Annotated in this window: 19 protein-coding genes; 11 read left to right on the plus strand and 8 right to left on the minus strand. The window is 57.4% G+C overall.

The annotated features are described in order from the left end of the window. Nucleotides 1–19: 19 nt before the first annotated feature. From DLM45_RS13295 to DLM45_RS13310, 4 genes are read right to left on the minus strand one after another with little or no spacing between them, the layout of a single operon-like run. Nucleotides 20–1,405 (minus strand): amino acid permease, encoded by a 1,386-nt coding sequence (locus DLM45_RS13295; RefSeq protein WP_181337567.1) that lies wholly within the window; start codon nt 1,403–1,405, stop codon nt 20–22. Further along, nucleotides 1,402–1,587 (minus strand): hypothetical protein, encoded by a 186-nt coding sequence (locus tag DLM45_RS13300; RefSeq protein ID WP_181337568.1) that lies wholly within the window; start codon nt 1,585–1,587, stop codon nt 1,402–1,404. Before DLM45_RS13300 ends, DLM45_RS13295 begins: the two co-directional genes overlap by 4 nt. Further along, a complete protein-coding gene (locus DLM45_RS13305; RefSeq protein ID WP_181337569.1) occupies nt 1,580–1,984 on the minus strand; it encodes a hypothetical protein in 405 nt (134 codons plus the stop codon). Before DLM45_RS13305 ends, DLM45_RS13300 begins: the two co-directional genes overlap by 8 nt. Before the next feature lie 14 nt (nt 1,985–1,998). Further along, complete coding sequence (locus tag DLM45_RS13310; RefSeq protein WP_246317382.1) at nt 1,999–2,229, minus strand: hypothetical protein; 231 nt, start codon at nt 2,227–2,229, stop codon at nt 1,999–2,001. Nucleotides 2,230–2,821: 592 nt separating this feature from the next. Here DLM45_RS13310 and DLM45_RS13315 point away from each other — a divergent pair. From DLM45_RS13315 to glnT, 5 genes are all read left to right on the plus strand, one after another. Next, nucleotides 2,822–3,469, plus strand: coding sequence for a helix-turn-helix domain-containing protein (locus DLM45_RS13315; RefSeq protein WP_181337571.1), 648 nt, complete (start codon nt 2,822–2,824; stop codon nt 3,467–3,469). A gap of 324 nt (nt 3,470–3,793) precedes the next feature. Beyond that, complete coding sequence (locus tag DLM45_RS13320) at nt 3,794–4,690, plus strand: class II glutamine amidotransferase (protein ID WP_181337572.1); 897 nt, start codon at nt 3,794–3,796, stop codon at nt 4,688–4,690. Between the two features lie 27 nt (nt 4,691–4,717). Then, nucleotides 4,718–5,404 carry a GltB/FmdC/FwdC-like GXGXG domain-containing protein gene (locus tag DLM45_RS13325; protein WP_181337573.1) on the plus strand — a complete coding sequence of 229 codons (687 nt, stop codon included), beginning with the start codon at nt 4,718–4,720 and terminating at the stop codon, nt 5,402–5,404. Next, the gene (locus DLM45_RS13330; RefSeq protein WP_181337574.1) at nt 5,404–6,738 is read left to right on the plus strand and encodes an FMN-binding glutamate synthase family protein; all 1,335 of its coding nucleotides are present in this window, start codon (nt 5,404–5,406) and stop codon (nt 6,736–6,738) included. The genes DLM45_RS13325 and DLM45_RS13330 overlap by 1 nt, the downstream gene beginning before the upstream one ends. A gap of 53 nt (nt 6,739–6,791) precedes the next feature. Beyond that, a complete protein-coding gene (glnT, locus tag DLM45_RS13335) occupies nt 6,792–8,141 on the plus strand; it encodes a type III glutamate--ammonia ligase (RefSeq protein WP_181337575.1) in 1,350 nt (449 codons plus the stop codon). 287 nt (nt 8,142–8,428) lie between these two features. Here glnT and DLM45_RS13340 read toward each other — a convergent pair whose 3' ends face one another. The 3 genes from DLM45_RS13340 to DLM45_RS16655 all read right to left on the minus strand — a co-directional run bounded on the left by DLM45_RS13340 (nt 8,429) and on the right by DLM45_RS16655 (nt 10,236). Next, the gene (locus DLM45_RS13340) at nt 8,429–8,743 is read right to left on the minus strand and encodes an EthD family reductase (protein WP_181337576.1); all 315 of its coding nucleotides are present in this window, start codon (nt 8,741–8,743) and stop codon (nt 8,429–8,431) included. Nucleotides 8,744–8,810: 67 nt separating this feature from the next. Then, nucleotides 8,811–9,044 carry a hypothetical protein gene (locus DLM45_RS13345; protein ID WP_181338392.1) on the minus strand — a complete coding sequence of 78 codons (234 nt, stop codon included), beginning with the start codon at nt 9,042–9,044 and terminating at the stop codon, nt 8,811–8,813. A 184-nt stretch (nt 9,045–9,228) separates the two neighbouring features. Next, on the minus strand, nt 9,229–10,236 hold the full coding sequence (locus DLM45_RS16655) for a helix-turn-helix domain-containing protein (RefSeq protein ID WP_181337577.1): 1,008 nt from the start codon (nt 10,234–10,236) through the stop codon (nt 9,229–9,231). Between the two features lie 288 nt (nt 10,237–10,524). Here DLM45_RS16655 and eat point away from each other — a divergent pair, with 288 nt between their 5' ends. The 3 genes from eat to eutC are packed head-to-tail and all read left to right on the plus strand — an operon-like array spanning nt 10,525 to nt 14,162. After that, on the plus strand, nt 10,525–11,940 hold the full coding sequence (gene eat, locus DLM45_RS13355; protein ID WP_181337578.1) for an ethanolamine permease: 1,416 nt from the start codon (nt 10,525–10,527) through the stop codon (nt 11,938–11,940). Nucleotides 11,941–11,951: 11 nt separating this feature from the next. Further along, nucleotides 11,952–13,340, plus strand: coding sequence for an ethanolamine ammonia-lyase subunit EutB (locus tag DLM45_RS13360; protein ID WP_181337579.1), 1,389 nt, complete (start codon nt 11,952–11,954; stop codon nt 13,338–13,340). Nucleotides 13,341–13,349: 9 nt separating this feature from the next. After that, nucleotides 13,350–14,162 carry an ethanolamine ammonia-lyase subunit EutC gene (eutC, locus tag DLM45_RS13365; RefSeq protein WP_181337580.1) on the plus strand — a complete coding sequence of 271 codons (813 nt, stop codon included), beginning with the start codon at nt 13,350–13,352 and terminating at the stop codon, nt 14,160–14,162. Nucleotides 14,163–14,199: 37 nt separating this feature from the next. Here eutC and DLM45_RS13370 read toward each other — a convergent pair whose 3' ends face one another. Then, nucleotides 14,200–15,183 carry a glycosyltransferase family 2 protein gene (locus DLM45_RS13370; protein ID WP_181337581.1) on the minus strand — a complete coding sequence of 328 codons (984 nt, stop codon included), beginning with the start codon at nt 15,181–15,183 and terminating at the stop codon, nt 14,200–14,202. A gap of 396 nt (nt 15,184–15,579) precedes the next feature. On the opposite strand from DLM45_RS13370, the gene DLM45_RS13375 reads away from it, so the two are divergent. The 3 genes from DLM45_RS13375 to DLM45_RS13385 all read left to right on the plus strand — a co-directional run bounded on the left by DLM45_RS13375 (nt 15,580) and on the right by DLM45_RS13385 (nt 19,291). Continuing rightward, on the plus strand, nt 15,580–16,422 hold the full coding sequence (locus DLM45_RS13375) for a glycosyltransferase family 2 protein (protein ID WP_181337582.1): 843 nt from the start codon (nt 15,580–15,582) through the stop codon (nt 16,420–16,422). Nucleotides 16,423–16,478: 56 nt separating this feature from the next. Then, complete coding sequence (locus DLM45_RS13380; RefSeq protein ID WP_343062306.1) at nt 16,479–18,266, plus strand: ABC transporter ATP-binding protein; 1,788 nt, start codon at nt 16,479–16,481, stop codon at nt 18,264–18,266. A 68-nt stretch (nt 18,267–18,334) separates the two neighbouring features. Further along, on the plus strand, nt 18,335–19,291 hold the full coding sequence (locus tag DLM45_RS13385; protein WP_181337583.1) for a glycosyltransferase family 2 protein: 957 nt from the start codon (nt 18,335–18,337) through the stop codon (nt 19,289–19,291). The last annotated feature ends 15 nt before the right edge of the window (nt 19,292–19,306 follow it).

A 19,306-nucleotide genomic window follows, 5' to 3' on the forward strand; every position in this document is an offset into this window, starting at 1 on the left:
TGCCGTTTTGTCTTCCGCGTCAGTAGCCCACGGGACGTGGCCACTGCATGCTGAACTGATCGCCACGGCGAACGTAGCGGTAGCGATGGAAGTGGAACCAGATCGAGGCGATGGCAAAGAAGAGCATCATTGCCACGAGCTGCGTGCCGTAACCCAGGAACACCGCGAAGTAGGTGACTGAGCACAGTGTCAGCAGCACGATTGCCGGTATCGGATGCATAGGATGAATGTAGCCGCGCTTAATGACGTCGAGCGGCCACTTCTTCCGGAACATGATGACCTGGAAGGACATGTAGGTGTAGCCCAGAAGGCCGGAGAGGATCGAGAACGTGATCACCTGATCCAGCGGCGCGAAGTATGCGAAGATAAGAGCCACAGGAACAAGGAACACGATCGAACGGAACGGCGTGCGATTCTTGGGATGCACCGCTCCGAACCATGTCGGCAGGTAACGGTCGCGGCCCATGGAGAACCAAGCGCGCGAGGCGTCGTTAATGCAACCGTTGGCGGATGCCATCGTGGAGAACATCGTGCCCACGAACAGCAGAACCATCAGCGGCTGAGAGCCGGTTAGACGTGCGGCATCGAAGAGAGGCGTAACAGCCTGTCCAAGATACTCCCACGGCATCAAGCCGGTGCAGACGTACCATGTCATCGTGGCAGCCAGCAGCAGCGTGATCATGCCGGCCATCGTGCCGAGCGGCAACGAGCGGGCCGGTGAGCGCACTTCTTCGGCGGCCTGACAGGTTCCCTCGATGCCGAGGTAGTACCAGAGGCCGAAGTGGAGCGCGGCGACGACACCGATGAAGCCGTATGGCAGCCCCGTCAGTAGCTCGCTGTGCCTGAGCATGTCATTCGACCACGGCTTCGAGAAGCTGAAGAGAATGATGATGGCGACGAAGGCAGTCGCGGTCAGGATCAGGTTGAACGTCAACGTCGTGTAGACGCCGCGATAGTTCAACCAAGCGAGGAACATGATGGTGAGAACGATGAATGGCTTGTCGTGTACGTTCTCAAAGCCGGCCATGCTGCCGACAGTTTGCACCAGGTAGCCGAGCGTAATGGCGTTCGCGGCCTCGAGCATTGTGTAGGCAAAGACGAGATAGAGTCCGACATTGAATGCCATGACGGGCCCGACGATGTGTTTCGCCTGCGCGTACTGACCGCCTGCGGCGGCGACCGTGGAGGTGACCTCCGAGTCAATCATGGCGACGCAGGTGTAAAGCAAGCCGGCGAACCAGCATGCGATGAGAGCGGCGAAAGCTCCGCCTTTGCCGACGGCGAAGTTCCAACCCATGTACTCGCCGACGAGAACGATTCCGACGCCGAGAGCCCAGATGTGCGCTGGACCGAGGACGCGCAGGAGAGAAATTTTTTCTCCCTGAACAGCTGTTGCTTGGCTCACTGGTTGCCCCCTTGGTGAGTCGGCTCGGCGACGAGTTTGTCGTCGATCTCACCTTCTTTCGACGACGTCAGCACGTCTTCGGAGTAGGCGCGATTGGTTTTGATGAGATCGATCAGCATATAGAGACCCAGAATCGCTGAAATGACCCAGGCCGCAGTTTCGAGGAGATGAAAGCTATTCATTTCGGGCCCCATTCTTTTGTCCAAAGCGCTCGGCAATCACGTCCCGGTATTCGATCTTTGAGAAGCGAAACAGCAGGAGGAAATAGCCCATGACGACGATGGCAGTGATGGCGAGTTCGACCGGATTGAAGGAATAGTCGTAGCGGGAGGTGATGATGGGTGCTGCCGTCTCCGGCGTCATGCCGAGCTTCACCCACTGTTCGGTCTGGACCGCGTTCTGGCCGAGGCCTTCCCACGTCGTCGGGTCAGCAACTTTGAGTTCTGTTTTTCCGCCGCCCGCCAAGCCGAGGTACAGCGGCACGAAGAGTGCGACGAGCACGAGGGCCAGGAGGAACAGACTGTCGAAAAATTGGCCAAAAGCTGATTGTTTTGGCGGTTCATATCGCGTTTGAGACATTGGTTCTCTCCGTTCTATGTCGGACGCTTCTTAGCGGCATCGAGATAGTGGAGATCGAGGCCGTAGATCTCGGCGCGATCTTCGCTCAGATGAGCGACCATCACGAGAACCGAAGCAGTATTGAACAAGAGAACCAACCCGCCAGCGATCGCGAGTGCCCAAACGACTTCAGGGTTGGGTGCGAGCGGAATGACGGCGAAGAAGACAAACGTATAAAGGCACCAGAGCAGAATCAGAGCGGCCAAGGACCAAAACCTGTCCCCCGCAAACTTTCTCGATATTCGAGAATCCAATTGACGTTGTGACATTTCTCATCCCTTTGTTTTTTTAGTTTGTTTATTCCGTGCGACAGCTTTCCTGGATGTTTATTGCGCGCCGTTTTTTATTTTTGACGATTCCGAATTGATTTGGGTCGGACCGCGAAATTATAGCGGAATTATCCCTATCGGCTCGCTCCCGCAGTTATTCAGAAATACGTCACGCTCTTCTCCAAGTCAACAAATTTGCCTGAAGAGAAACATGATGTAAGCCGGTAAATTGTGCGTTTGGAAGCGGCAATGCGCTGTCTATCTATCAGCCGACCGTGCTATGAGGTTTGTTTTAGCGAGAGAAAATTTCTATTCGGGGGACGCGTTTGATCTCGTTTGTGCATTGCGCAATTTATGTTGCTTTGCACGACTAAGTTTTGGAGGGAGCAAGTTTCTGGGGTTGTCGAGTGCTGAAGTCGCCCACGCACGTGGTTTCGGCGTTGACGCGCGAGGCAATGCAGGCAATGCGGAGTTCGCGAAGTTGGTGACGCTCCGTGCCGTGCTGGCAAAGAAAATTGGGAATGAAAAAATGGCTGAAAAAGCAAAGGTCCAGACGCGCGCGTCGCAACGGTCACTGACGACTGGATCGGGGGCTCCGGAGGCGGGGCCGCGGACGCTCGAAAGTGCAATCGGAGCGCAGGTTCGGGACTTCCGGAAGGCAGCAGGTCTTACCGTTTCGGAGCTTGGTGCGGCCGCGGAAATTTCGACCGCCATGGTCTCGAAAATCGAGAACGGACAGATTTCAGCCTCGCTCTCGGTCCTGCAGCAGCTCGCCTCGGCGTTGAATCTGCCGCTGAGCATGTTGCTTGCGTCTTATGAAGGTCGTCGGGGCTGTTCGTTCGTCAAGCGGGGCAAGGGACTCAGCATCAAGCGCCGGGGGACGAAGGTTGGCCACGAGTATCAACAGCTCGGGCAGTCGATCAGCGGTTCCATCGCGTTCGAGCCGTATCTCATCACGCTAAGCAAAGATGCCGAGCCCTATACGCAGTTTCGTCACGAGGGACTTGAGCTCATCTACATGCTGACGGGCGAAGTCACCTACTTGCACGGGGAAGATAGCTACCGCCTCGAGCCCGGCGATTGCCTGCTTTTTGACTCGGCGGAATTCCACGGTCCGGAAAGTTTGATCAAGCTGCCGGCGACTTACCTCTCGATTATCGTCTACCAGCGCCGCTGACGCGTAAAAAAATTTTACGCTCAGTATTTGCGCAATTCGCTGCTTCGCACCATTTTCAATATTGCTTTGCAATATTCGCGGCTGCCTCTTGGCGGTAAGTCTATTTAAAAACTTGCGCGACTTGCGTGATTCAATAATTCGCATTTGCGAAATAAATTTTGGGCGCGCTGCATGATTTGCGGCGTGCCGAGGGGCGCGAACGTGCGTCCAAATTCGCAAAATCGGTGTTGAGCCATAAGAAAATTAGTTTCCTAATGATTGACACCTTTTTGGCCCTGAGCTAGGTTGCTTGCATCTAGAAGCAACCGGCGGACGAGCGCGAAAATGTGTGGAATCGTGGGTTTATTTATTAAGGACAAGGCGCTGGAGCCGCAGCTCGGCGCGTTGACCAATCAGATGTTGGCTACCATGTGCGAGCGCGGTCCGGACTCGGCCGGCTTCGCAGTCTTTGGTGCCCCGGCGAACGGCAAGGCGAAGCTGACTTTGCAGTCCGCCAATGCCGATGCTGATTTCAAAGGACTGGACGCAACCGTATCCAAGGCGATCGGTGCTCCAGTCGATCTCAAAATCAAATCTTCGCACGCAGTGCTCACTGTGCCGGAAGACAAGGTGGAAGAGGCACGCGCTGCCGTGCGCGCTGCGCATCCTTCGATCTCGGTCATGGCCAGCGGCACGTCTATCGAGATCTACAAAGAGGTCGGCTATCCGACCGAGGTTTCGAAGCGTTTTGAATTGTCGAAGATGACGGGTTCGCATGCCATCGGTCATACCCGCATGGCGACGGAGTCGGCGGTGACGACGCTTGGTTCGCATCCGTTTTCGACCGGCCTCGATCAGTGCCTGGTCCATAACGGCTCGTTGTCGAACCACAACAACCTGCGTCGCGAATTGCGCCGCTCGGGAATGACCTTCGAAACGGAAAACGATTCCGAGGTTGCGGCCGCTTATCTTACGGCGCGCATGAACGAAGGCATGAACCTCGGCGAAGCGCTCACGAAGAGCCTCGACGATCTGGATGGGTTTTTCACGTTCGTTGTCGGAACGAAGAATGGTTTCGGTGTGCTTCGCGATCCGATCGCGTGCAAGCCGGCGGTGATGGCAGAGACGGACCAGTACGTTGCATTCGGCAGCGAATACCGTGCGCTGGTCAATCTTCCGAACATCGACAAGGCGAAGGTGTGGGAGCCGGAACCGGCAACCGTTTATTTCTGGGAACGCTAAGACAAATCACATCTGGGATCTCAATCCATGCGCAAGATTGATCTCGCGAAGACGACTCTTCGCGAACTAAACGAAGATCTGCATCGGCAGTCGGAAGGCGCCAACGAGACGGACTGGGAGATTGTCAACTCTCAGGGCTTTCACGCCGTCGCTGTCGGCGTCGATGCGCCGATCAACATCAACATCCGGGGCAGTGTCGGTTACTACTGCGCCGGTATGAATAAGCAGGCGTCTATCACGGTGCATGGTTCGGCTGGTCCGGGCGTTGCTGAAAACATGATGTCGGGCAACATCCGCATCACGGGCGACGCCAGCCAGTATGCTGGAGCCACCGGCCATGGCGGATTGCTCGTCATCGAAGGGAACGCAGCGTCGCGCTGTGGTGTTTCGATGAAGGGTATCGACATCGTCGTTCGCGGCAACATCGGCCATCTTTCAGCGTTCATGGCGCAGAGCGGACACCTTGTCGTGCTTGGCGATGCTGGCGACGCACTCGGTGACTCGATCTACGAAGCCAAGCTCTTCGTGCGCGGCACGGTGAAGAGCCTCGGTGCCGATTGCATCGAAAAAGAAATGCGGCCGGAGCATCTCAAGACGCTCGATCAACTGCTTGCGAAGGCAGGGATCACGGACGTCAAGTCGAGCGAGTTCAAGCGTTATGGCTCGGCACGCAAGCTCTACAACTTCAACATCGACAATGCGGATGCTTACTGATGTCATATCATAACCCGCCGACCACGCCTCGGAAACCGGCGTCATTCGACGACTATACGATGTCGGAAATCCGCCGTGCCGCGCAAACCGGCATCTACGACATCCGTGGCGGCGGCGCGAAGCGCCGTGTGCCCCATTTCGATGATCTGCTGTTTCTCGGCGCATCGATCTCGCGTTATCCGCTCGAAGGGTACCGCGAACGCTGCACCTCAAACGTTACGCTTGGAACCCGCTTCGCAAAGAAGCCGATCGAACTGAAGATTCCGATCACGATCGCAGGCATGAGCTTCGGCGCATTGTCGGCCCACGCGAAGGAAGCTCTCGGTCGCGGCGCGTCCTTGGCCGGTACCTCGACGACCACGGGCGATGGCGGCATGACGCCAGAAGAACGCGGTCAGTCGCAGACGCTCGTCTATCAGTATCTGCCGTCTCGTTATGGTATGAACCCTGATGACCTGCGCAAGGCCGACGCGATCGAAGTCGTTGTCGGTCAGGGTGCGAAGCCCGGCGGCGGCGGTATGCTTCTCGGCCAGAAGATTTCGGATCGCGTCGCGCAGATGCGCAACCTTCCGAAGGGCATCGATCAACGTTCGGCTTGCCGGCATCCGGATTGGACGGGGCCCGACGATCTTGAAATCAAGATCCACGAGCTTCGCGAAATTACGGATTGGCAGAAGCCGATTTATCTGAAGATCGGTGGCACGCGGCCCTACTATGATACCGCGCTCGCCGTTAAGGCAGGTGCAGACGTTGTTGTTCTCGACGGCATGCAGGGCGGCACCGCTGCCACGCAGGAAGTCTTCATCGAGAACGTCGGCCTCCCGACGCTTGCTTGCATCCGTCCTGCGGTTCAGGCTCTCCAGGATCTCGGTATGCATCGCAAGGTGCAGCTCATCGTGTCTGGCGGTATCCGGAACGGTGGCGACGTTGCGAAAGCGCTTGCTCTCGGTGCGGACGCCGTATCGATCGGTATCGCAGCACTGGCAGCCCTTGGTGATAACGATCCGGCCTGGGAAAGCGAATACCAAGCCCTTGGCACCACCGCGGGCGCTTACGACGACTGGCATGAAGGACGAGATCCCGCTGGCATCACGACGCAGAATCCGGAGCTCATGGCTCGGTTCGACCCCGTGAAAGGTGGACGGCGTCTCGCTAATTTCTTGAAGGTGATGAATCTCGAAGTGCAGACCATTGCTCGGGCGTGTGGACATAACAGCGTGCATAATCTCGAGCCAGAAGACCTCGTGGCACTTACCGTCGAAGCGGCGGCAATGGCGCGGGTTCCCATCGCAGGCACCACTTGGATTCCAGGACAAGGACAGGGCGGTCTCTAACCGCCCTTACCTTTAAGTCCGCAAAACAAAAGATATCACTAGGGAAAACGCATATGCTTGCACAGCAGGACCAACAGAAGGGGTCTCCAAAAGAGACCGCGCAAAATCTGACGGAACTCGCGAAAGAACGCGGCGTCAAATACTTCATGATCTCTTTCACCGATCTCTTCGGCAGCCAGCGCGCGAAGCTGGTTCCGACGTCGGCGATTGCAGACATGCAGAAAGACGGCGCGGGTTTCGCTGGCTTCGCAACGTGGCTCGATCTTACTCCGGCGCATCCGGATATGTTCGGTTTGCCCGACCCGTCGTCTTTCATGCAGCTTCCGTGGCGGAAGGATATCGCCTGGGTCGCTGCAGACTGCATGATGGATGAAAAGCCGCTCGATCAGGCACCTCGTGTCGTTCTCAAGAAGGTCATGGCGGACGCTCAGAAAGAGGGCCTCTACGTCAAGACTGGCGTTGAGTGCGAGTTCTTCCTGACCAAGCCGTGCGGCACGGTCTTGGCGGACGAAGCCGATAATGCGACCAAGCCTTGCTACGACCAGCAGGCCATGATGCGTCGTTACGATGTGATCGCCGAGATCTGCGATTACATGCAGGAGCTCAACTGGGGCGCCTATCAGAACGACCACGAAGACGCGAACGGCCAGTGGGAAATGAACTGGGGCTTCGACGATTGCGTCATCACGGCCGACCGTCACGCCTTCTTCAAATTTATGACGCGCGCGATTGCCGAGAAACACGGGTTGCGCGCAACGTTTATGCCCAAGCCTTTCATCGGTAAAACGGGTTCGGGCTGCCACGCGCACATTTCAGTCTGGGACAAGACGGGTAAGAAAAACGTCTTCCTCGACATGAATGACGATATGGGAATGAACGCGGAAGGCTACACCTTCCTCGGCGGAATTATGAAGCATGCCGAAGCTCTTTCGGCGATCACCAATCCGACGGTGAACTCCTACAAGCGCATCAATGCTCCGCGTACCGCATCCGGCTCCACGTGGGCGCCGAATTCGGTCACCTGGACCGGCAACAACCGCACGCACATGGTTCGGGTTCCCGGCAAGGGCCGCTTCGAACTTCGGCTTCCGGATGGTGCTGCCAATCCGTATCTGATGCAGGCCGTTATCGTTGCGGCGGGGCTCAGCGGCTTCCGGACGAAAGCTAACCCCGGCAAGCGTTGCGATCTCGACATGTATCAGGACGGGCATCTGGTCAAAGACGCGCCGAAGCTGCCGCTCAACCTCCTCGACGCGCTTAGGAATCTCGAGAAGGATACAGAGTTGCAAAAGCTGCTCGGCGAGGACTTCTGCCGCTCGTACGTCAAGCTGAAGATGAGCGAATGGAACTCGTACTGCTCGCACTTGTCGAAGTGGGAGTTGGACAACACGCTGGACATCTGAGTAGCATGTCACGGCACGCGAGCCATTAGGTGCGGAAAACGCATCGCGGTTCGCGTGCCGTTACTGATTCAAGCCGGACGCCGACGACTGGCGTTTGGAAACCGTCTCGGTGACTGCCGCGGATGGATCGGTGTCCTCCTATCGGTCTACGGCGTCATGAGGTTGAGCGCGTGGCCGCGAATAGCGACCGCACGCTCTTCGTCGTTTGGTGCAGGCCTTCTCTCAGATTTTTGGCGTGGTCAGGGGCGTATCGAGCGGCTGCATGGAAGCCGCCGCTCTTCCGGGATTTATTCCACGGTCACTTCGCTGATTTGAATCACCGGCGAGAGGTCGGTGTAATTCTTGATGTCGGCCATGATTTCTGCGGCGTGCGGACCAAAGCCCGCTTGAAACGCTGCGACTGACTCACAATAGATGTGGCACATTCCGATGAAGGGTGCCGGTGCTCCCGGAGCGCCGCCTGCGATGCCTTTGTCGACCGTATAGCGTTTGCAGTTTGCGCCCATCTTCGTCTGCACCATCGGCATATGCTTGTCGCGATAGTACTCGTGGTCAAAACGTGCGCCGGGGGTATTCGGGTAGAATACACTGACTTTGATCATCGGTCCGTCTCCTCCATTGATCTGGAGGGGTGATTAAACCGTCCCGCATGTCAGGCAAATAGGCCCATCAGCCGCGGTGATATTCCGCGACTACGTCTGCGGCCACGTTTGGTGAGGGCAGGGGCATGGTCGCATTCCGAATGCTGTCAGTGAATGCAGCAAGGAACATCGTGGAGATCACGCCGCTTTGGAACATTGCGTCCACGCGCGCGGCTTCAGCCATCATCTCGGCGATCTCCTCATCGGACTCAATGTGAGCTTCCGTTGCAGCAATCTGCCGGTCCAAGAGCATCGTGGGCATGACGCGTAACTTTCTTCCGTAACCGTCGCAACTGCGACTTCCATTTCGTTCGAGGAAGATACCTAGAAGCACCCTCTACTGCGTTAATGGCCGGTCACGGGTTGGAGGTGTGCTTAACAGTCCGTGAAGGGAGTAGTTACGATGCAAACGATCCGGGATTTGTCGTGCTGTTTAAGGGCTTCGTTCAGTTTCTAGGCGATTGGGCATGGTAACGGATGAACGTGTCGGAGGGCCGTTCGCCAAACATCGATTTGTAGTCCTGGGCGAAGCGGCCGAAGTGCAAAAAGCCCCAGAGGCATGCGGCTTCGGTAACGGATGAAGCTGTCTTCAGCGTTCGGCGAGCTCCGCTGAGGCGGACGGCGCGCAAGAAGACTGCCGGGGCAATGCCGAGAACCTCATGGAAGCAGTATTGCAGTGTCCGGCGGCTGACATCCAGGCCGCGGCAGAGTTCGGCGACGGTTAGCGGTTTCTCGACGTTCTGCACCGTCAGATCCACGGCGTCGCGGACGATCTGCCAGCGCCGCGATGGGCGGATCTGCAATTCGTCCACGCCGTTCTGGTCCATCAGCGCGTAGGAGAGATTTGATATCAGCGCGCTGCGGACGGCGTCGACGACATTGCTGCTGCTTGCGATTTCGGGTGATGCGTGGAAAAGCTCGAACGCATTCGCGAGCACCAGACGCAAGGCGCCAAGACGTTCGAGCGGCGCGCGACGGAGGTGAGGGTAGTTAAGACATCGCAAAATGGCGTCCTGATCCTCGCCAGAAAAGGCGGCGGTGATCGTCGCCTTGGTCAGGACGAGACCCGACATCACGAGGCCTCCGGGCGTATGGAATTCGAAGCCGTCGCTTCCGGAAAAGACGTGCAGGCTCCGGCCGTCGCAATGTGTACCGCAGAAGGTGGCCAGGCCCGACAGCCTCAGCGGCAGGCCGACGGCATAAACGTCGGATGGTAATGCTCCGAGCTGGTAGAGCGAGCTGCCGGTTTCTTCCCTGAAGAGGTGAAATCCGCCGAAGACGATTTCCTGGATGGAGCCCGAGAAAACGCCTGCCGACGTTTGGGCGTAGGTTTGGTTCCAGCCTTTCAGGAAGGCTGCCTGTTCGTCGATGTCGTGGGTTTTGGCAAAGTTGATGACGGCGGGTGCGCTCGGGGGAGCGGGATCTGGCGCAACAGCTTTGCCGCCTTCGATCATTTTATACCGGGCATTGGGGCATGGAAGGAGCTTTCCCCTGTGCTCCAATTGTACCCCAGCGGACGGCCTCGCATAAGCCCCCGACACGCAAAAACCTTACCGACCGGCGCCCTTCGAAAGTCGAATTCTGCCGAAATCGGATAGTCATCGCGTCGCATCAGGCGTAGCTGTTGCTTAGGATCGGCTCCCGACACGCACTCATCGCGTCGCAATAACGGCGCCAGGGCCGGTTTCCCGAACACGAGATTTCATTTGTTCGGGGGGATTGATGACGAGCGGAGAAAACACATGGACCCTACCTCCACTGGCGGTATCGAATACGAAAAGGTCGATAAAGACTATTTTGAGAATCGTCAGCTCAAGCGCGGTGCAGCCGGGTGGCTGCTGCTCGTAGGGCTTGGTGTCGCTTACGTTGTTTCGGGTGACTACGCCGGGTGGAACTTCGGTCTGAAGCAGGGTGGTTGGGGCGGACTGTTTATCGCCTCCATCCTCATGGCCACCATGTACACCTGCATGTGCTTTGCCCTTGCCGAACTCGCGACGATCGCGCCGACGGCCGGTGGCGGATACGGCTTTGCGCGCCGGGCCTTCGGTCCTTGGGGCGGATTTCTGTGCGGCATTGCCATTCTCATCGAATATGCCATCGCACCTGCCGCCATCGCGGTGTTCATCGGAGCTTACTGCCAGTCGTTGTTCGGAATTGACGGTTGGATGGTCTACCTCGGCTTCTATGTGGTGTTCCTGGGCATTCACATTTACGGCGCGGGCGAAGCATTGCGGTTGATCTTCGCGATTACTGCGCTCGCCGTGATTGCGCTGATCGCGTTTATCGTCTCGATGATCCCTTATTTCAGCGTCGACCGGCTGTTCGACATTGCGCCGACCGACGCTGTGGGTGCGAGTGCGTTTCTTCCGCATGGCTACATCGGCATCTGGGCCGCAATTCCCTATGGCATCTGGTTCTTCCTTGCCATTGAAGGCGTGCCGCTTGCTGCGGAAGAAACGAAGGATCCAAAGCGCGACCTGCCGCGCGGCCTGATCGGCGGCATGATGGTTCTGCTCATGTCTTGCGCGTTGATCCTGGTCTTCGGTCCCGGTGGTGCTGGTTCTGCTGCACTGCAGGACTCGGGTAACCCGCTGGTTGCGGCGCTTGAATCCCCGAACGTCTTCAACGGTCCGACGTTTGTCAGCCGGTTCGTGAACTTTGTCGGCCTTGCCGGTCTGATCGCGAGCTTCTTCTCGATCATCTACGGCTATTCGCGGCTTGTGTTCGCGATGTCTCGTGCGGGTTATCTGCCGCGCGTGCTGTCGCTCACCAACAAGCGGCAAACGCCTTACGTGGCGTTGATCGTACCCGGCATCATCGGCTTCCTGCTGTCGCTCAGCGGCCAGGGAGATCTGTTGATCCTGGTGGCTGTATTTGGCGCGACCGTTTCCTATGTGATGATGATGGCGTCGCATATCGCACTGCGCATTCGTGAGCCCAATCTGCCCCGGCCGTACCGGACTCCCGGCGGTTTGGTTACGTCCGGTATCGCGCTGGTGCTGGCGTGCGTTGCTGTGGTGGCGGGCTTCCTTGTCGATCCGCGAGTCGTGATCGGTGCGGCAGTGGTTTACGCCATCTTTATCGCTTACTTTGCGTTCTACAGCCGACATCACTTGGTTGCCGCCGCACCGGGTGAAGAAGCTCCAGCTGTGCTCTAGTTGGTGTTCCGATGAGTTACATTCATACGGTTGGCGGTCATCGCTATCACTTCGAGACTCTTAGAGAGTTGCTCGCGAAAGCCAGCCCAGCCCGTTCCGGCGACTATCTCGCCGGAACAGCGGCGGGGGACGACGAGGAGCGGGTTGCGGCTCAGATGGCGCTTGCCGATGTGCCACTGCCTGTGTTTCTCAGCGAGCATGTCGTTCCCTATGAGACCGACGAGGTGACCCGGCTCATCATCGACGAGCATGACGCGAAGGCGTTCGCTCCCGTTTCCCATCAGACGATCGGCGAATTTCGTGACTGGTTGCTGTCGGATCAGGCGAATGCGGCGTCTCTCGCTGCACTCGCTCCGGGACTGACGCCGGAAATGGTCGCTGCTGTTTCGAAAATCAGCCGCAACCAGGATCTCGTTCTGATTGCGCAGAAGTGCCGGGTGGTGACGAAGTTCCGGAATACGATCGGTCTTAAAGGGCGGCTTTCAACGCGGTTGCAGCCCAATCATCCGACGGACGATGCCGCCGGAATTGCTGCCAGCATCGTCGATGGATTGATGTACGGCAATGGCGACGCGGTGATCGGAATCAATCCGGCGACAGACAGTATTCCAGCGGTGACGACGCTGCTGGAGATGCTGAATGAAATCATTTTGCGCTACAACATTCCGACGCAATCGTGCGTGCTGACGCACGTGACGACCAGCATCGAAGCCATCAATCGCGGGGCGCCGCTCGATCTGGTGTTCCAGTCGATCGCGGGAACGGAAGCGGCGAACAAAAGCTTCGGGATTACGCTTGCCACCCTTCAGGAAGGGCGTGATGCCGGTCTCAGCCTCGGGCGCGGAACTGTCGGCAATAATGTGATGTACTTCGAGACGGGGCAGGGAAGTGCTCTTTCGGCGAATGCACATCATGACTGCGATCAGCAGACGCTCGAGACGCGCGCCTATGCTGTCGCGCGGAAGTTCGAGCCGTTGCTCGTCAATACGGTGGTTGGGTTCATCGGTCCCGAATATCTCTACGACGGCAAGCAGATCATCCGCGCTGGGCTCGAAGACCATTTCTGCGGCAAGCTGCTTGGTGTGCCGATGGGATGCGATATTTGCTACACCAATCACGCGGAAGCCGATCAGAATGACATGGACATTCTGTTGACGATGCTCGGGGTGGCGGGTGTCAGTTTCATCATGGGCATTCCGGGCTCGGATGATGTCATGCTGAATTATCAGACAACGTCATTCCATGATGCGCTTTATGCGCGTCGTGTTCTTGGCCTGAAGCCGGCGCCTGAATTCGAAGATTGGCTGCAGCAGGCCGGAATTTTTGCCGCTGGCGACGAGGTAAGGCTTTCCGATGCTTTGCCGCCGGCATTCCAGCGCGCGCTCGCGCATCTTCATTGAGGTCGTACAATGGCCGCTTCGCGCATCCCGACGGTTGTTTCCAATCCCTGGACCAAGCTGCGGGATTATACGCCTGCGCGGATCGCACTTGGCCGATCGGGAACGAGCCTTCCAACCAAGCCGCATCTCGATTTTCAGCTTGCGCACGCTCGAGCGCGTAAAGCGGTGCACCACGATCTCGATATCGAGACACTTGGAAAAGACCTAGCGGCTCAGGGCCGAGACGTTATCGTTGCTCACAGCGCCGCCGCGGACCGGCCGACCTATCTGCAGCGTCCTGACAAGGGGCGAATGCTCGACGAAGCCTCACGAGAAGCGCTGATTGCGTTGCCGAAGCCGGCCGAGCCTTATGATTTAGCATTCGTCATCGGCGACGGACTTTCTGCCCTCGCGATCGAAGAGAACGCCGCGCGCTTTCTTGCGACGCTGATGCCGCAAATCGAGCGTGCGGGTTCACGTGTTGCGCCGATCGTCGTCGTCAAGGAAGCGCGAGTGGCGGTCGGCGATGAGATTGGCGAGATTCTCGGCGCTGCCATGGTCGTCGTTTTGATCGGTGAGCGACCTGGCCTTAGTTCGCCGGACAGCCTCGGCATCTACATGACGCTGAACCCGCGCCGCGGTTTGACGGACGAAGCGCGCAACTGCATCTCGAATGTGCGCAAAGAAGGGTTGAGCTACGCAGGCGCCGCTCACAAGCTCTGGTTCCTGATGTCGGAAGCACGCCGCCGCAATATTTCCGGCGTCAATTTGAAGGATGAGGCAGAGGACCTGCCGCAGGCCGTCGGACACTCGCAGAAGAACTTCCTCATCGATACCGATTGAGTTCCGCGCAACTTACGCTTCGTTCTGAGCCTGCGTATCAGCGTGTCCGGACAAGTTTTCCGGGTAGCTTTTTGATGGCTGTTTGCAGGCGCGCCAAGCGGGAGTGGGATCGCATCTTCGCCTTAGAGAAGGTCATCTCGCCGCCGAGACTTGCGATGATGAGATTGTAAACGAGCTGGAGACGCTCATCGACAGTTCCATCTCCAGGTAAGGTCGCCTGCTTGAGACCGCGCATGGCCCGCTTCGCCGCCTTGGGGGCATAGCGCTGCATGGCCTCTGAATCCGCCATGAAGTCAGAGACCGCCTGCCATGCGACGCGTTTGCAAAACCATTCTTCAGAGAGACGCGCTGGGTCGATGATGTGATGAACGGCGGCGCGGGGATTGTAGATCACGCTCTGTCCGGCGCGGCGGATACGCTCGGTGAGTTCTGTTTCTTCGCTTGAAAGAAGCGTCGTGCTTCCACCTTTGCGGCCAAGGTTCTCAGCGAAGCCGCCGACGGCGCTCAGCGCGCTTCGCAGGAAGGCTATGTTGCATCCCGCAAGGTATTCGCCCGGAGCGACTTCGCGCATTTCATCGCCAAGATCGACAAGCGAAAGGTAGTCGTACAGTTTTGGCGTCAGCCAAACTGGCGGTTCACTGCTCCAACGGGGAAATATCCGGCCCCCCGCAACTCCGGCATTTGGAAACGATGTGAAGGCTGCCGCGATTTCGGAAACCCAATTGGGTTCGGCGATGGCATCGTCATCGATGAAGGCGATGATGCTACCCGATGAATTGGAAACGCCGATATTGCGGGCGCGTGATAGCCCAGCAACGGGTTCAAGCCGATACGTGATGCGATCAGAACCTGCGTATCGCTCTCCATAGTTGCGCGCCGCGTTTTGATCGGGCGAGTTATCGACGACAATGATTTCGTAATTGGCGTAGTCTTGGCGGAGGAGTGCCTGGAGAGCATCGTCCAGACAGTCGTAGCGATTGAACGTCGATACGACGACGGCAATGTGATCGGTCGCCGTCATTTGCCGGTCACCGGCAATCTGCTGAGATCAAATGGAAGCAATGACATGGCGTTTCCACTGATTGAAAGCTTACTCATCTAGCACGGATTGGTGGTGTTTGCCCTATTGATACGCCATTTATCGAGGGTGGGATGATAGTGCGTGTGGAAATCACTTTGCCGCTTCCATCTGCCTCTTGCGAAAAAATTTTTCGGGGCGGAATGCTTCCCGGATTAACGGCCCTCCGAGGGGCGATTCTTGTCGCACAGTTTCGCAGTTGGCATTCATGTCCTATTTCGTCGGAATTGACACTCTTTACCCACTCTTACGCAAATATGCTCCCTCAGGAAGTAATCCCATAGACGCCACCTGCTTAGCGCCGTCATTTGCAGGTGCAGTCGTCTGTCGGGGGACGCGATGCTAAAACTACCAGTTTCGTGTTTTATAATTGCCAAGAATGAAGCTGATAGAATTGGGCGTACGATCCGGTCCGTGCGGGAATGGGCGGACGAGGTTATCGTCGTCGATAGCTTCAGTACTGACGATACGGTTCAGCTCGCGGAAGCCGAGGGCGCGAGGGTCGTGCAGAGGGCTTGGCTTGGTTTCGGGCAGCAGAAGCGATTTGCCGAAGAGCTTTGCCGGAATGAGTGGCTATTCAACATTGATGCCGACGAAGTCGTAACGGAAAAGCTTGCTCGCGAGATTGCGGACGTTTTTGCGAACGGCGAGCCAGAATTTTCGGGCTACGGGATGTCGGTCGCGCTTGTTTATCCTGGGCATACAAAGCCCAGGCTGTGGGCGCGTGATCACTTTTGCATTCGGCTCTATGATCGCCGTGTTATGCGGTTTCGAGATTCATCGCTGCACGACTCCGTCGTTACGGACGGGCACAAGATGGGGAAGATGTCTTCGGCGCTTCATCACCACTCGATTCGGTCGTTCGAAGACATGCGGCGCAAGCTTGATGAGCGTATGTGGCTGACTGTGGCCAATGGAGAGCCGCAGCCGCGGTTCAAAGTGTTTCTGCGTCTGATTACTGAAATGCCGATGCACTTTCTGAAGTATTATGTTGTGCGCGGGCACTTTACGGGCGGCTGGGCAGGTTTGAAATACGCTAGTCTTCAGGCATGGTATCGCTTCATGAGAATATATCGCTTGTGGCGACTGGGCAGCCCAAAGGACGAAGCGGTTGTGTTGCTGCTTATCTTCGCTTGCAATATTCTAAGCTACCTCTCCACGTTAGACATACTCTATGTTTGATGGGGCAATCTCTTGGAGAGCTCTGACGAAGAGCTGGTAATTGACGAAGGTTGCGGGTGGCCGATCTCGATAATACCAAGGGCAGCTCCGAGCTGATCAAGCGGCTCGTCAAGGAGCAGGGGCGGGAGTATGCGCCGCGCTATGCCGTGGCGCTCGTTTTCATGTTCATCATGGCGGGCGCAACTTCGCTGACCGCCTACGTGATGAAGTACGTGATCGATACGATCTTCGTGCATCAGAACCGCGCGGCGTTGACGGGCATCACGCTTACAATCGTCGTGCTTTTTATGGTGAAGGGTATCGCCTCCTATTTGTCCGAGGTGTCGCTTGGGACGATAGGCAATCGGCTCGTTGCGCAGACGCAGCAGCGGATGTTCGACCACTTGCTTAAAGTGGATATGGCCTTTTTCGAGAAGTTCTCGTCCAGCGATCTTGTGACTCGCATTTCGAACAATGCGGCTTCGGTTCGCGACGTGCTGAATATGATCCTGATGAGTTTCGGGAGGGATTTCTGCACGGTGCTCGGATTGTTCATCACCATGCTGGTGCTGGATCCGATCATGACGGCAATTGCGCTCATTGGCGGGCCGATCGCTGCGTTGACCTCGCGCAAGATGGTGCAGCGCGTGCAGAAGGCCGCGCGAAGCGAGCTCATGTCTGCCAGCGGCATCAATAAAGCAATGCGGGAACTCTCGCAGGGCGCAAAGGTCGTCAAATCGTTTCAGCTTGAGGACGCGATCCGCGCGCGCGCATCGGATGCGATCGGTGCGGTGGAGCGGCGAGCCAACAAGGTTCTCCGCATCGAGGCGAGTGTGAACCCGCTGATGGAAACGGTGGGCGGGTTTGCCGTTGCCGGTGTCGTCATGTACGCGGGTTGGCGCAATCTTTATTATGGCGATACTCCCGGGCAGTTCTTTGCCTTCATCACGGCATTGCTGCTCTGTGCCGATCCGGCGCGCCGCCTCTCTCGGGTTCGCCTGAAGCTCGCGTCGGCGTCCGTCGGGCTAAAGATGATGTACGAAATTCTCGATCTTCCCGCCGTTGAGGACGAGCCTCCTGGCAAGCCGGATCTCAAGGTGCGCGGCGGCGAAGTCGTATTCCGCGATGTTGATTTTGCCTATGACGTTGAGAAGCCGATTATCCGACGGCTTTCATTGCAGGCGCCTGCGGGAAAGATGACGGCACTGGTCGGCCTTTCGGGCGGTGGCAAGTCAACAATATTTGCGCTGTTGCAACGTCTGCGTCGGCCGTCGCATGGCACGATTGAGATCGATGGACAGCAGATCGACGCGGTCTCGTTGGATTCTTTGCGGCGAAATATTTCGGTTGTCGGTCAGGACGTATTTCTTTTCGAAGGAAGTATTCTGGACAACATTCGCTCCGGATTGCCTGACGCGACCGATGAGATGTGTTTCAGCGCGGCGCGGGCTGCAAATGCCCATGAGTTCATCGAAGGGCTGCCGCGCGGGTACGATACTCAAGTCGGTGAACTCGGCGCGCAGGTTTCTGGTGGCCAACGGCAGCGCGTTTCGCTTGCGCGCGCTTTTCTGAAGGACGCACCGATCATTCTGCTCGACGAACCGACATCGGCGCTCGATAGCGAAACCGAGGAAGTCATTCAACGGGAGCTTCGAGAACTCACGCGTGGGCGGACGACGCTGGTCATTGCGCATCGGCTTTCGACAATTCTGCACGCGGATCTGATCCACGTTATCGATGCGGGCCGCGTTATCGAAAGTGGAACCCACGATCAGCTTCTCGCTCTCAACGGCGCCTATAGCCGCTTGTTCCGAATGCAGTTCGCACACGCGTATGCGCCGGAGCGAAAGATGGGGGTTCAGTAGATTGGGGCTTGGGCCGCTGTTTGCCGAGCCTCTTCAAAACAGCAATGTCCTAATGGAAGCCGAGGGTGATGCCGACGTCCATCTCCACAACAGCCGATCTCGCGATCTGCATTTGCACCTATAAGCGACCGCGGCTGCTCGCGACGTGTCTTGCTTCGCTTGAGACCCAGAAGCTTCCCAAAGATCTGTCGGTTGTCATTATCGTTATCGATAACGATCGCGATCGGACGGCGGCGCAGGTTGTTGCCGAAGTTGCACATCGCGCGCCGATGCCTGTTGAATACGTCGTTGAGGAGCGGCGAGGCATAGCGGCGGCGCGCAATCGGGCGATTGCGGCTGCGCGCGCTCGAGGAGCGAAATGGCTTGCGTTCATCGATGACGATGAAACGGCCGATCCCAATTGGGTCGCGGGGCTCATGCATTCCGACTACGCCGATGTTCCGGTTCTGATGGGATGGCAGATATTGCAGCCGCCGGAGACGGTTCCGTTTTGGTATGTGGCTGATGCAGACTCGAAGAAGCCGAACGAGGGGCAGGCTTGCACGGCCGCCTACACGAACAACGTGCGGTTCAGCATGGCGCTACCGGCCGCTGGATTGAAGTTCGACGAGAATTTGGGGCTTGGCGGGGGCGAGGACTCCCAGTTCTTTTTTAACGCCCACAAACAGGGTTTCGCCATTCGACACACGGCGCGTGCGATCACCTATGAGACCATCCATCCGGAGCGGTTGACCTATGCGCGTCAGCTGCATCGATCTTACTGGATTGCGTCGGCCAATTTCCGAAAAGATGTTACGAAGTTCGGCTGGCCTTATGCCACGCTTCGGCGGCTGCATACGATCCCGCTGCATCTGCTGGTCGGTACGCTTCTTGTCGTTGTGAGCCCCGCCGGGATCATATTCGGCTTGAAGTCGTTCAAGCAGTTGGCCTTGCTTGGCGGGGATAAGCTTGGCAGGGGATTGGGCCGGTTGGTCGCCATGTTCGGGCATGTGCCGCAGCCGTACGCGGTGATCGACGGCGGATGAGTGTCAGCATCCCGC

This window comes from Hyphomicrobium methylovorum (assembly GCF_013626205.1).
Taxonomy (GTDB): Bacteria; Pseudomonadota; Alphaproteobacteria; order Rhizobiales; family Hyphomicrobiaceae; genus Hyphomicrobium_B; species Hyphomicrobium_B methylovorum.